13 protein-coding genes and 1 pseudogene are annotated in these 14,036 nt (G+C 40.0%); all 14 read left to right on the top strand.

Annotated elements, in window-relative coordinates; all coding sequences use genetic code 11:
- The first annotated feature begins 29 nt into the window (after positions 1-29).
- Complete coding sequence (dcm, locus tag NF418_RS04025; protein WP_256778532.1) at positions 30-1,385, top strand: DNA (cytosine-5-)-methyltransferase; 1,356 nt, start codon at positions 30-32, stop codon at positions 1,383-1,385.
- Positions 1,369-1,797 (top strand): hypothetical protein, encoded by a 429-nt coding sequence (locus NF418_RS04020; RefSeq protein ID WP_256778531.1) that lies wholly within the window; start codon positions 1,369-1,371, stop codon positions 1,795-1,797. The genes dcm and NF418_RS04020 overlap by 17 nt, the downstream gene beginning before the upstream one ends.
- A 10-nt stretch (positions 1,798-1,807) precedes the next feature.
- The gene (locus NF418_RS04015) at positions 1,808-2,191 is read left to right on the top strand and encodes a hypothetical protein (protein WP_256773340.1); all 384 of its coding nucleotides are present in this window, start codon (positions 1,808-1,810) and stop codon (positions 2,189-2,191) included.
- 8 nt (positions 2,192-2,199) lie between these two features.
- On the top strand, positions 2,200-2,433 hold the full coding sequence (locus NF418_RS04010) for a hypothetical protein (protein WP_014621275.1): 234 nt from the start codon (positions 2,200-2,202) through the stop codon (positions 2,431-2,433).
- A 2-nt stretch (positions 2,434-2,435) separates the two neighbouring features.
- Positions 2,436-3,020, top strand: a complete 585-nt coding sequence (locus tag NF418_RS04005) for a CPBP family intramembrane glutamic endopeptidase (protein WP_256778530.1) — start codon at positions 2,436-2,438, stop codon at positions 3,018-3,020.
- 76 nt (positions 3,021-3,096) lie between these two features.
- Positions 3,097-3,585: a hypothetical protein gene (locus NF418_RS04000; RefSeq protein WP_016480093.1), complete on the top strand. Its 489-nt coding sequence runs from the start codon at positions 3,097-3,099 to the stop codon at positions 3,583-3,585.
- Positions 3,585-5,402 (top strand): VirD4-like conjugal transfer protein, CD1115 family, encoded by a 1,818-nt coding sequence (locus NF418_RS03995; RefSeq protein WP_256778529.1) that lies wholly within the window; start codon positions 3,585-3,587, stop codon positions 5,400-5,402. Before NF418_RS04000 ends, NF418_RS03995 begins: the two co-directional genes overlap by 1 nt.
- A gap of 17 nt (positions 5,403-5,419) precedes the next feature.
- Entirely contained in the window at positions 5,420-5,662 is a 243-nt protein-coding gene (locus NF418_RS03990) for a hypothetical protein (RefSeq protein ID WP_001072171.1), read from the top strand.
- 18 nt (positions 5,663-5,680) lie between these two features.
- Entirely contained in the window at positions 5,681-6,535 is an 855-nt protein-coding gene (locus NF418_RS03985; RefSeq protein ID WP_014636634.1) for a conjugal transfer protein TrbL, read from the top strand.
- Positions 6,536-6,596: 61 nt separating this feature from the next.
- Positions 6,597-6,950 (top strand): PrgI family protein, encoded by a 354-nt coding sequence (locus NF418_RS03980; protein WP_105117026.1) that lies wholly within the window; start codon positions 6,597-6,599, stop codon positions 6,948-6,950.
- A complete protein-coding gene (locus NF418_RS03975) occupies positions 6,907-9,258 on the top strand; it encodes a VirB4-like conjugal transfer ATPase, CD1110 family (RefSeq protein WP_256778528.1) in 2,352 nt (783 codons plus the stop codon). The genes NF418_RS03980 and NF418_RS03975 overlap by 44 nt, the downstream gene beginning before the upstream one ends.
- A 1-nt stretch (position 9,259) precedes the next feature.
- Entirely contained in the window at positions 9,260-12,061 is a 2,802-nt protein-coding gene (locus tag NF418_RS03970) for a phage tail tip lysozyme (RefSeq protein WP_256778527.1), read from the top strand.
- A 119-nt stretch (positions 12,062-12,180) separates the two neighbouring features.
- Positions 12,181-13,185, top strand: coding sequence for a hypothetical protein (locus NF418_RS03965; RefSeq protein WP_105126846.1), 1,005 nt, complete (start codon positions 12,181-12,183; stop codon positions 13,183-13,185).
- Positions 13,175-13,639 (top strand): annotated as a pseudogene (locus tag NF418_RS03960) (hypothetical protein); the annotation flags it as partial. The gene NF418_RS03965 and the pseudogene NF418_RS03960, both read left to right, overlap by 11 nt.
- Between the last annotated feature and the right edge of the window lie 397 nt (positions 13,640-14,036).

The raw sequence follows: 14,036 nt of genomic DNA, 5'->3' as shown, positions 1-14,036 counted from the left end.
GCTCTTTTTTAGTTGGAAAGAGAGGAAAAATGAAATTTTTAGATTTATTTGCTGGGATAGGCGGTTTTAGGCTAGGGATGGAATCACAGGGTCATAAATGCCTGGGCTTTTGTGAAATTGATAAATTCGCCAGAACATCTTATAAAGCCATGTTTAACACAGAAGGGGAAATAGAATACCATGACATTAAAGAGGTCACAGACCATGACTTTAGACAATTTAGAGGGCAAGTGGACATCATCTGCGGGGGATTTCCTTGCCAAGCATTTTCACTCGCAGGCAGACGATTGGGATTTGAAGATACTCGAGGGACTCTCTTTTTTGAGATTGCTCGAGCGGCCAAACAAATCCAACCACGTTTTCTATTTTTGGAAAACGTCAAAGGCCTACTCAATCACGACGAGGGACGGACGTTCGCCACTATCCTCTCCACGATGGATGAATTGGGGTATGATGTCGAATGGCAGGTGCTTAACAGTAAGGACTTCCAAGTCCCGCAAAACAGAGAGCGGGTCTTTATTATCGGACATTCTAGAAAATACCGTTCCAGATTCATATTTCCTCTCAGAAGAGAAAACAGCCCAGCTCATCTTGAAAGGCTAGGAAATATCAATCCCTCTAAACGTGGTTTGAATGGTGAAGTCTATCTGACGAGTGGACTTGCTCCTACACTAACAAGAGGTAAAGGAGAGGGAGCTAAAATCGCCATTCCAGTCTTAACCCCAGATAGAATTGAAAAACGTCAAAATGGGCGTCGATTTAAGGATAATCAAGACCCTATGTTTACTTTGACCAGTCAAGACAGACACGGGGTTGTTGTCGCAGGAAATTTGCCGACTAGCTTTGACCAGACCGGAAGAGTATTTGACATTGCGGGCTTGTCACCGACCTTGACCACCATGCAAGGTGGAGATAAAGTGCCAAAGATTTTACTGAAGGAGGAGCTGCCATTTCTGAAAATCAAGGAAGCCACAAAAACAGGGTACGCAAAGGCAACTCTTGGAGACTCTGTCAATCTGGCTTATCCAGACTCAACCAAACGTAGGGGACGAGTGGGAAAGGGAATATCCAATACCCTGACGACTTCAGACAATATGGGAGTGGTAGTTGCTGCTCTGGAATATCGACAGGATAAGTGGTATGAAGTCACAGGCATTGTCTTAGAGGGGAAACTTTATCGCTTGAGAATAAGACGACTGACACCAAGAGAGTGCTTCAGACTTCAAGGCTTTCCTGACTGGGCTTATGAAAGAGCAGAGAGTGTTTCTAGTAAGAGCCAACTATACAAACAGGCCGGCAATAGCGTGACTGTCACAGTTATTGAAGCCATTGCGAGAGAATTTAGAAGAACGGAAGAGGAAGAAAAACATGAACTTACTACATAAGAAAAGTATCCTAGATTGTACTGAATTAGAAGAACGTATTCACCAAGCTGAAACCATTCAGTTACTGGAAAATATTCTATCACTCCCCAATTTTGATTGTGACTTTGAAGTAACTTTTGAAGATGATTACCACAAAGAGATGAATGATCCCCTATTCTACGAATCCAATCTTCATCAGATTTCGGATTTTATGGAAACTAGGGATATTAAAAATGGTGTAGATACACTATTGACGAAAGACAATCACCTGGCCTTTCGTGCCTTTGGTGAAAATTATTCTGCTAGGGGAAAGGAGGGCATTTTAACGACTCTAGTGACGGTCAAGTGCTTTGGTGAAGGACGGATGCCCATTGATATGAGTCGCTATTTCTCAAATCCTGAACCAACAGTTGAAAATAGCCTAACCCTATAAGGAGGTGCCTATGCTTGAGGTATATCTAGGAAATAATACCAATACAAATCAAGACTTACTAACCATTTTGACCAACTATGGGGTGACTTATCGTTGTATAAATGCGTGTGATGTAAACCGTGAAATCTTACTGTCACTCTTTGCCAAAACCACGGATTGTTTTGAGTTGCTGTCGCCACGATTTCTTCGCTTTAAACGTCAATATTCGATAAGTTTGAATGAGATGATTCAGCTCATTCTCCAAAAGCCAGACCAGAATCTTCGGTTGCCACTCATTGTTTGTCAGAATCATGTCTATCCAGCTATTGGGCTAGACGAAGTGCGTACCTTTCTTCCCAGACAAGTAAAAGAAGAGCTGTTTCAGGCTAGTCTGATGAAACAAGTGACAGGGTAGGTGTGAAGATGAATGAACGATTTTGGGATAATTTAGAAATCATACTCTCAGAAAGAGAAATCACTTGGGCAGAACTAGCTCGCAAAGTATTCAAAGGTCAATATGTCTATCCCAGTGAGTTTAATCGTCTCTATCAAAAACTGCGACATTACAAATCCAATCGTCTGATGCCACAAACAAGATGGGTTGAGCGTATTGTTCTAGTCTTAGATATTGATTATGAAGATTTATTTAAGAGGTGACAATGATAAGGATAGTGGTGTTTTATCTAGCTATACAGCTTAACGGTCTTCTGGTGAGTTTATACCTGAAAGAGTATCTGACAATAGAGGATATAGTCTTGCTACAATGGGTCCTATTAAGTGTGACTTGCTTAGAGATTGCCCGTCATAAAACTCTTCAATCAAAAAAAATAACCTTAAGCAATCGTCTAAGATGGTTGCTTCTTGGTTTTGTGGCTATGGTTGCTTTTGCAGTCTTCATCAGCTTCCTATTTCCAGTTCAGACTAGGAATCAAGCGGTATTGGTACAAGTAGGAAAACAGGTTCCCCCTATTATCTTTTTATTGTTTCTGGTCAATGCAAGTATCCTTGAAGAGATTGTTTATAGGCAGTTGCTCTGGGAAAAATTGACATTCCCTTTTGTACAAATAGGCGTGACCAGTTTTCTCTTTGTTCTAGCCCATGGCCCCAATCAGTTAGGGAGTTGGCTCATGTATAGCTGTCTTGGCTTGACCTTGGCTGTTGTTCGATTGAAAACTGATTGTATGACGGCAATCGCCTTACATTTACTTTGGAATAGTTTGGCTTATGTCGTAACTTTCTTGTGATACCAAAATCAAGAGTGCTTCCGTATTATGGAAGCACCTTATGTTTGATAGGGAATCGAAAAAAGAGGAGGTCACCATGTCATCTGAACAACAAGAACGTCAAGCGATGCAATACGTGGAAAGAAGTAGTTTATTGACAGTCAGAACCCTCTTAAAGCTCTTAGAATGGTCGGCTAGGCAAGCCTTAGCTCAAGATTCAGCTTATAAAATTGGGGTTCAAAAACTGGAAGAACTCCTTCAAAGCCCTTACGCAATTGAAGCGATAGATGTTAGTAAAGACATACTGGATAAGCCAATCGATGTGGAGAAATTTAAGGAGTTGATGGAGTCAGAAAAACTGCCAATCGCAATTAGTTGGCAAAAAGACTATCTCTACTTTTATGCCAAGGATAAGACCTTGCTCGATCATCACTTGGATGAATTGTTGAAGAAACTGGTGTCTAACCCTGAGAAGCTAGAAGGTCTAACCTTTGATAAAACCTTGGACCAAGAGATAGAACTGGCCAAAGAGAAAATTAGAGTAACAGAACCTTCGGCAGTCAAAACCAAGGAGGTGACCTTGTAATGTATTCCAGGCAAAAAGCATTTGTCTTTGGACTCTTGGGGCTCGCCTTTGGTTATTTCTGCCATCGTCTAACCCTGCTCTATGATAGTTTAACCAATGCCCCACCTATGGAACGTATTGCCTACCTCTTAGGAGAGGGGTTAAATCAGGTTTTCAAACCTTTATGGCTATTTTCCTTTACTCAAAAATCTCTTCTTGCCTTTATCCTTGGGGTTCTAACGATGACGCTAGTCTATCTTTATGTATCGACAGGACAGAAGGTCTATCGAGAAGGGGAAGAATACGGTTCTGCACGATTTGGAACCAATAAGGAAAAGCGGAACTTTTACAGTAAGAATCCTTTTAATGACACGATTTTGGCTCGTGATGTTCGTCTAACCTTGTTGGAAAAGAAGAAACCCCAGTTTGACCGAAATAAAAACTTGATTGTCATTGGGGGTTCTGGGGCAGGCAAGACCTTTCGCTTTGTGAAACCCAACCTTATCCAACTTAACTGTTCCAATATTGTCGTAGATCCTAAAGACCATTTGGCTGAAAAGACAGGCAAGCTCTTTTTAGAAAACGGTTATCAGGTCAAGGTTTTAGACTTGGTTAATATGACCAATTCAGACGGTTTTAATCCCTTTCGTTATGTAGAAACTGAGAATGATTTGAACCGCATGTTAACGGTCTATTTTAACAATACCCGTGGGTCTGGCTCTCGCAGTGATCCATTTTGGGACGAGGCTTCCATGACATTGGTGAGAGCTATTGCCTCTTATTTGGTAGATTTTTACAATCCACCAGGAAGTTCCAAGCAAGAGCAGGAAGCAAGACGTAAGCGTGGCCGTTATCCAGCCTTTTCTGAGATTGGGAAACTCATCAAACTCTTATCAAAGGGAGATAATCAGGACAAAAGTGTTCTTGAAGTCCTGTTTGAAGATCACGCTAAAAAATACGGTCATGAAAACTTTACCATGAGAAACTGGGCAGATTTTCAAAACTACAAGGACAAGACCTTGGATTCGGTGATTGCGGTCACAACAGCTAAATTTGCCCTTTTTAATATCCAATCGGTGATTGATTTGACGCAAAGAGACACTATGGATTTGAAAACGTGGGGCACTCAAAAGACCATGGTCTATCTTGTTATTCCAGACAATGATACGACCTTTCGTTTCCTATCTGCTTTATTTTTCTCTACAGTTTTCTCCACTTTGACCAGACAGGCTGATGTTGACTTTAAAGGGCAACTGCCTATTCATGTTAGAAGCTATCTGGATGAGTTTGCGAATGTCGGAGAAATCCCAGACTTTGCTGAACAAACCTCAACAGTTCGTTCTAGGAATATGAGTCTTGTGCCTATTCTCCAAAATATCGCTCAACTCCAAGGGCTTTACAAGGAAAAAGACGCTTGGAAAACTATACTGGGGAATTGTGACAGCCTCCTCTATTTGGGTGGAAATGACGAGGAAACTTTCAAATTTATGAGTGGTCTATTAGGCAAACAAACCATTGATGTCAGAAGTACCAGTCGCTCTTTTGGGCAGACTGGCTCAAGTTCTATCTCTCACCAGAAAATTGCCCGTGACTTGATGACGGCTGATGAAGTCGGGAATATGAAACGAGATGAGTGCCTCGTACGCATTGCAGGAGTTCCTGTTTTTCGAACCAAGAAATATTTTCCACCCAAACATAAGAATTGGAAATGGCTTGCGGATAAGGAAACCGATGAACGGTGGTGGCACTATCGCATCAATCCCCTAACCGCTGAGGAAGAGCTAGAATTGTCAGGCCATAAAATAAGGGATTTAAGCACAGAAACGACACTACATTAATAGAAATGAGGAATTATATGAATCAAAAACTATCAGGCTTTGTTTACGGAGTGGATGCCAGCTCCATGTTCTCTCAAGCCATGTCTCTATTACAAAAAGGCTTAATTGCAGTAGGAGCCTTTCTTGTTGTCATGGGCATTATCAACCTTTCAACCAACATTAAAGATGGTGGACCAGGTGTCCGAAATGCCATTCTAGAAATTGTTGGTGGGGTCATGGTGGGAGCCGCTGGTGCTTTTGTGACTCAGATTACCATTTAGGGGAGGACAGCACATGACATGATAATGAATTTTACGTCACCTTTTGTATTTCTAGCCTCTGAAAAAGTATCTAGTGATAGCCTTTTTGAAGGGTTTCAAGTGGATTTAGAATCAACCGCCAACTTGGTTAAGTCACTAGCGGACTTTAATCCGACGGTGTGGTCTTACATGACAGCCATTACCAAGGGGATTATGCAACCCTTGGGAGTAGCTATTCTTGCGGTTGTTCTCGTACTCGAATTTTCAAAAATGGCCAAGAAAATCGCAAACTCAGGTGGTGCAATGACCTTTGAAGCCATGGCACCTATGATTGTCAGCTACATCATGGTCGCGGTCGTGATTACCAATACGACGGTTATTGTGGAAGCCATTATTGCCATTGCCTCTTATGTTATTGAACAAGTGGCAAGTCTTGTCACGAATGGTGGTGCTAATTATGATACCATCTCAGGCATTAAGGGATCTGGAATTGTAGGAAAAATGATTATTGGCTTTTTTGCGATTCTCATTTGGTTGGTACGAATGGCCAGCATCATGGTTGTCAATATCTTGATTACCATTCGCTTTATCCAACTCTATCTGATGATACCTTTTGCCCCTGTTACCATTCCGACCTTCCTAAGTGATGACTGGAGAAGTGTTGGGATTGGCTATCTTAAAAACATCATGGTCTATGCCGTTCAAGGTATTTTGATTTTTCTAATTGTATCTCTTGTTCCCTTGTTTGAATCGGCTGGAAAGATTGCCGTATCAAATGGAGCTGGAGTGATGGAATCACTCGCCATTATGTTTGGTGGCTTGGTACAGGCTATATTGTTAATCATTGCTTTAGTTGGCAGTCAACGAACCGCCCGAAGTATTTTGGGGATGTAGGAGGAAGGGAGTCATTATCTCGCCTCCTTTTTTTATAGCTTACTTAGATTGGAGAATATTTATGAACACTCGTGTCTTTAAGGACATCTCAAAGGTTCAACACAGGGCATGGCTAGGATTTACAACTAGACAGGTTATTTTTGTATTTCCAGCCGTCGCCATAACCATTTTGGTATTGGGCTTGAACCTATTTTATTGGCAATTTGGGGATTGGTTTGTCTATGGTTTTGTTTTTAGCTTTACCATTCCACTCATGTTATTTGGGGTCTATAGACCCAATGACTTACCATTTGAAACCTACCTCAAGTACCGTTTTCATTATGAACTAACAGTGCCAGACCGCACATTTACTGGAAGAAAAGGAGACCAACGTGAAAAAATTAAAACACTCAATGAAATCAAAGACCTCTTCTAATGACAAAAAGCAAAAGACGAAAACACAGAAGCAGGAGATCAGACCATCAACCGTAAATACGTTAGCCTATCAAGGGCTTTTTCAGAATGGCCTTATGCAGGTCAGTCCAAGCTATTTTTCACAAACCTATCTCTTAGGAGATGTCAATTATCAAACAGTTGGCTTAGACGATAAAGGAGCTATTGTTGAGAAATATTCCGATTTAATCAATTCGCTGGATGATAAGACTAATTTCCAACTGACCATTTTCAATCAAAAAGTTAATTTGGAAAAATTCCGTAAGAGTATTCTCTATCCCTTGCAGGAAGATGGGTTTGATGCTTATCGTGATGAATTGAATCGCATGATGGATGCCAACTTAGAGGCGGGTGAGAACAACTTTTCAGCTGTCAAGTTTCTTTCATTTGGCAAGAGCGACCAAACACCAAAACTAGCTTTTCGTTCTCTGTCACAAATTGGAGAATATTTCAAGAGTGGCTTTTCAGAGATTGATGTATCTCTTGGTTTGCTCGGTGGAGAGGAGCGAGTGAATGTCCTTGCGGATATGTTGCGAGGTGAAAATCATTTACCGTTTTCTTACAAGGATTTGACTCTCTCAGGTCAATCCACCAAACACTTTATGGCCCCAACCTACCTTTCCTTTAAACACAAGAATCATATTGAATTGGACGATCGATTATTACAGATTGTCTATGTTCGTGATTATGGTATGGAGCTAGGGGATAAATTTATTCGAGACTTGATGCAGTCAGATTTGGAAGTGATGATTAGTCTACATGCCAAAGGCTCTACCAAGTCTGAAACCATGACCAAGCTAAGAACCAAGAAGACCTTGATGGAATCACAAAAGATTGGTGAACAACAAAAAATGGCTCGGACTGGAATCTATTTGGAGAAGGTCGGCCATGTTCTTGAGAACAACATCGATGAAGCTGAGGCTCTTCTTCAAACCATGACCCAAACAGGAGATAAACTGTTTGACACCGTATTTCTAATTGGCGTGCTTGCGGATACTGAAGACCAACTCAAACAATCTCTTGATATTATCAAGCAAGTTGCAGGGTCTAATGATATGATTATCGATAACTTGACCTATATGCAAGAAGCTGCTTTTAATAGTCTCTTGCCATTTGGGAAGAACTATCTTGAAGGTGTTTCTCGGTCGCTCTTAACCTCGAATATTGCTGTGAATGCCCCTTGGACTTCCGTTGATATTCAGGACAAGGGTGGGAAATTTTATGGCATCAATCAAATCTCAAGTAATATCATCAGTATTGACCGTGGCAAGTTAAATACTCCGTCAGGTTTGATTTTAGGGACTTCTGGAGCGGGCAAAGGGATGGCGACAAAACACGAAATCATCTCTACTAAGCTCAAGGAAGCAGATAGTGATACTGAAATTATTATTGTTGACCCAGAAAATGAGTACAGTATTATTGGTCAAGCCTTTGGTGGGGAGAGTATTGATATTGCTCCAGATTCCACTACCTTCTTAAATGTCTTAGATCTATCTGATGAGAATATGGATGAGGATCCGGTTAAGGTTAAGTCCGAATTTCTCTTGTCTTGGATTGGAAAGCTCTTGGACCGCAAAATGGATGGTCGTGAAAAATCCTTGATAGATCGTGTGACACGCTTGACCTATAAGCATTTTGACACACCGTCCTTGGTCGAATGGGTCTTTGTCTTAGCTCAACAACCTGAACAGGAAGCTAAGGACTTGGCACTGGATATGGAACTCTATGTGGAAGGGTCGCTGGACATATTTTCACATCGGACCAATATTAAAACAGACAGTCATTTCCTGATTTACAATGTCAAAAAGTTAGGCGATGAATTAAAACAAATTGCCCTCATGGTTATCTTTGACCAGATTTGGAATCGGGTGGTCAAAAATCAAAAACTAGGCAAGAAGACCTGGATATACTTTGATGAAATGCAGCTTCTCTTATTGGACAAGTATGCCTCTGATTTTTTCTTTAAACTCTGGAGTCGTGTCCGTAAGTATGGGGCGATACCGACAGGCATTACTCAAAATGTGGAGACACTTCTTTTGGATGCCAACGGCAGACGCATTATTGCCAATAGCGAGTTTATGATTCTTTTAAAACAGGCCAAGAGCGATCGCGAAGAATTGGTGCATATGCTTGGGCTTTCTAAAGAGCTGGAGAAGTACTTGGTCAATCCTGAAAAAGGGGCTGGGCTAATCAAGGCCGGTTCCACCGTTGTTCCATTCAAAAATAAGATTCCACAACACACCAAGCTCTTTGACATCATGAGTACGGACCCTGAAAAAATGAGGACATGAGATGAAAGAGGATAAAAAGCTAGTCAAACAGGCTAGGCAAAACTTTCGAAGCAACTTAAAATCAGCTCGTATGCATTATCGGAAAGAAGTTAGGACCTTAAAACAGACTGTTCCTAAAAAAGGAAGATTTCGAAAATCAGCCAAAAATTCTCTGTTTCAGGAAAAGAAAACAGAGTTAAAAGGAAATCTACTCAGTAGCCAAAAGGAAGCAGAAGAGAAGTTCATAAAGGAAATTACCTATGTTTCTCCTAGACTGTTGAAGGTAAAGGAAATCAAGAACTATCGACTTCCTCAAGCTCAAGAGCGTTTGCGGACGGCAAGAAAACATTTGTCAGAAGTGAAACTAAGTGAGAAGCAAAAGGCAGTTAATCCCAAGTTTACTTTCCAAAAAGAAAATCCTTCCCTGAAGTCTCGCTTTCAGTTTCACCAAGAAAAATCATTTGATCGGCTAAGTGCAGAAAAAGACGTAAGTTCTGCCAAGCGTGAGGTTAAACAACTCAAGAAAGTCCGAAAGTCTAAGAAAAACTCTACCAAAGTCAAAGTTGGATTAGGCTTAGCTGCATCTGAATCCCTTGACCTGATAGCACAGGAGGATGATTTAGATGGTCTAAGAACCATGAAGGATACTAGTTTGAAAGCCAGACGCTATGGAAGGTTTACCATTCAAGCAGGTAAGGTGGCAGTAAAAAGTGGACAGACTGGTGTGAGGTTTACCAAAACAAAATTTTCTCATGGAAAGGAACGATTCCAGAACTTCAAAAAGGGAAAAGGATTCACACGCCAGAAACCTCTTAAACCAAGAAGACGCTACCAAACCTTTTTAAAGCATGTCAGAAAACAAAGTGTCGCAAGTTTCAAAGGAATCGTCCAAGCCATTAAGGGAAGTATGACTTTCTTTTCTGTCCTTGCGGGAAATCCTTTGACTTGGATTGTCTCAGGTATTCTCTTGATACTCCTTTTGATGATGAGCTTTTTCATGAGTGTTTCAGGTAGCAGTGTCATTCAACAAGATGAGATAGAATTGAGTAAGAGCTACACCCACATGACGTGGGAAGATGCGGAGCATACTAGATCCAACGAAAAGGGAATTACCTTTTACACCAAGATTGATGAGGTTATGGTTTACATGAATCATCAATACCAAGACTACAAGCTCGACGATTTCATGGAAGCAGGTGGTGTGACCTACAAAGCGTTTCTCAGTCAAGTGTGGACAGACTTAAATGGTGGAGATTCTATTAAATCCATGTCTGACTTATATAAAGAACCTACTTACAAGCTGTCTGATGAGGACCAGGAAGAGTTAAAGGAGTTGACAGAAGGAGGCAACTATTTAGCCCTTCAAGAATTGGACAATCCCTTTCAGGGACAGACCGATGAGGATAGCTTAAACATGACCTACCGATATGGGTATGAGGTCATTGATGAGAAACCAACGCTTCATCATCATATCATCTTAGAAGCAAAAGAAGGTCAAGTCATTGTGGCTCCGATGGATGGCAAGGTATCTCTTGATGGAGAGAACGTTGTTTTGACATCTGGTAAGGGAGTGAATAAGACTAAACTAACCTTGTTTGGCATTCATTCAGGTCGTGTGAGTGAACATCAACAAGTCTTGGCAGGAGACATTATTGGTCAAACCAAGGATGGAACGGGTCTAAAGGTCACCTATCAAAAGGTTGATGATGATACGGATAAGTTGGTCTATGTCAATCCAGCATTCTACTTTCCAAAAGTGATTCAGGTTCAGACCACCATTCTTCCAACTATCGGGCAGTTTGGCGGCGATGAGTTCGAGAGAGCCAAGGCAATTTATGACTATCTTAAAAGCAAAGGTGCGACCAATCAAGCTATCGCAGCTATTTTAGGAAATTGGTCGGTAGAATCCTCTATTAATCCCAAGCGTGCGGAGGGCGACTATTTATCTCCGCCAGTTGGTGCGACTGATAGTTCGTGGGATGATGAGGGCTGGCTCTCACTCAATGGTCCAACTATATACAATGGACGTTACCCAAATATAATTAAACGTGGTTTAGGCTTAGGCCAATGGACAGATACCGCGGATGGGTCACGCAGACATACTTTATTGTTGGAATATGCCAAAGGAAAACATCAAAAGTGGTATGACTTAGAGTTACAACTGGATTTCATGTTGCATGGGGACAGTCCTTATTACACCAACTGGTTAAAAGATTTCTTCAAAAATACAGGTAGTCCAGCTAGTCTTGCCCAACTCTTTCTCATTTACTGGGAAGGAAATAGTGGTGATAAGCTACTTGAACGTCAGACAAGAGCAAGTGAGTGGTATTACCAAATTGAAAAAGGCTTTAGTCAACCTAACGGTGGGACAGCACAAAGTGATCCAAAAGCACTTGAAGCTGTACGAGGAGACCTTTTTGAGAACTCTATTCCAGGAGGTGGTGACGGTATGGGATATGCCTACGGCCAATGTACTTGGGGAGTCGCAGCCCGTATCAACCAACTGGGTCTAAAACTCAAAGGTAAAAACGGTGAGAAGATTCCAATTATCAGTACCATGGGTAATGGGCAAGATTGGGTGCGTACAGCCGAAAGTCTCGGTGGAGAGATAGGGACAAGTCCACAAGCAGGAGCTATTCTTTCCTTTGCGGGAGGAGGACATGGTACACCAACAGAATACGGACATGTGGCTTTCGTTGAAAAAGTCTACCCAGATGGTTCATTCCTTATCTCCGAAACCAACTACAATGGCAATCCAAACTATACCTTCCGTAAATTATCTGGAGTGGATAGTAGCTTGAGTTTTGCGTATACGACGAAATAAAAAAGGATATGCTAACAAAATGAATAAATGTTAGCATATCTTTTGTGTTTTATCAAAAATATTGCATTTTATTATACAATTTGATAAAATGCAAATATAATGATAAAAAGGAGCGAAAAATGGACTTTGCCAAAATTAATAATGTTATGAGAGCTTTTCATTTTGAAGCTCAAATACAGCAAATAGATCTAGATCTTCCAATCATTTTTCAAAAGCGCTATGAATTTTCTACATTGACTGTAAAAAATAAGGTTTTCCTTTTGGTTAAAGAAAAAAGACCAGGGAGCTTAGATAATTTTGTTAAACAAGCTCAAGCTATTCAAAAGCAGGTTGATAAAGATGTGATTTTAGTTTTTAATAAACTGTCAGATGAACAGAAGAAGAAATTATTACAAATTGGTGCCTCTTATATTGATTATCAAGAAAATACATTTATTCCACAAATAGGATTTCTATTTTCTAAAGCAAGTGAAAAATTTGAACCAAGTGATCCCTTATCACCTACAGAACAAATGCTACTAATTGCCTTGTTACTGCATACTCCTGATTTAATCATTGATTTAGTTGAAATCAGCCTGATAACACGTCTATCTATTCCTAGTTTGTATCGCTATTTAAAAGCCTTTAAAGCACGAGGGTGGCTTCATAACAAACAGAAAACTTATCAATTTGCGAAACCTAAACAAATGATTTTTGAAGAAGTTAAATCTTTAATCAAAGATCCAATTAGAGAGGTTTTAGTGATTAGTGATAAAGATTTTCAACAGTTGTACAATGAAGGGGCATTAAAAATGACCTATTTACAAGCATTATCACAATTTAGTATGCTTGCAGATTCAGAAAACTATGGAAGCTATGCTATTTCTAAGAAAAGATATAAGCGTATTGAAAAAGAGATTCAGCAAAACATCTTTCAAGGTCATCGTCTTGAAATTTGGAATTATGAGCCAGTACCTTTTGATTACATCAAGAATAATTGGTTTGAAAATGGAGATGTTATAATAGTTGATCCAATTTCGCTCTATCTAACTTTGAAAGATGAAGATGATCCTAGAGTTGAAGAAGAGGTAGAAATGTTAGAAGATAAGATAATAAACATGCTAGGAGAGAAAAATGCCCGCTAATTTAAAACCTATTTTTCAAGAAATGTTTCGTGATTATCAAGATTACTATGTCCTAATTGGTGGAACCGCAACCTCTATCGTATTGGATGTGAATGGTTTTGAAAGTCGAACTACGAAAGACTATGATATGGTCATCATTGATGAGTCAAAAAATATAGACTTTTATAATACTTTAATTAGATTTTTGGAGTTTGGTGAGTATCAAGGTAGTCAAAAAGATAATAAAGCCCAACTTTTTCGTTTTACAACCAGGAAACCTGGTTTTCCAGAAATGATTGAACTATTTAGTGTTCTGCCAGAATTTCCACTAAAAAAGATGAGTAGAGAAACTCCTGTTCATTTTGATGAGGATGCGAGTTTATCTGCCCTGCTATTAGATAAGGATTATTATCAGTTACTGGTTAAGGAACGCGAAGTGATAGATGGTTATTCAGTATTGAGTACTAAAGGATTGATTGTATTTAAGGCCAAGGCTTGGCTTGATATGAAGAATCGTTCCAAGACTGGTGAACATGGTCTTACTAAAAAAATAAAGAAACACTTGAATGATGTGACTCGTCTATCAGCCTTACTTCGTGAAGAAGAGTCTTTATCAGATTTGGAAGTCTCTGAAAGTGTTAAACAAGACATGGCTCAATTCGTCTCACTACTATCTTTAGAAATAGAGTCAATTCCACAGAATTCAGATTTTATTCTTTCAAAAGAAGAGGTTTTTGACATTTTACGAAGCTTTTTAACGAGATAGGTAATTACAAAATTTAACTATAACGAGTGAAAGCTTGAATATTCATTACTTTGTCACCCAATTTTATGGGTGGCTTTTTTCTTTTCCCTGAATTTATTGTGATAAC

Origin of the sequence: Streptococcus suis, assembly GCF_024509555.1 — a bacterium.
Classification (GTDB): Bacteria; Bacillota; Bacilli; order Lactobacillales; family Streptococcaceae; genus Streptococcus; species Streptococcus suis_AD.
This window is presented reverse-complemented; position numbering and strand designations above follow the sequence as displayed.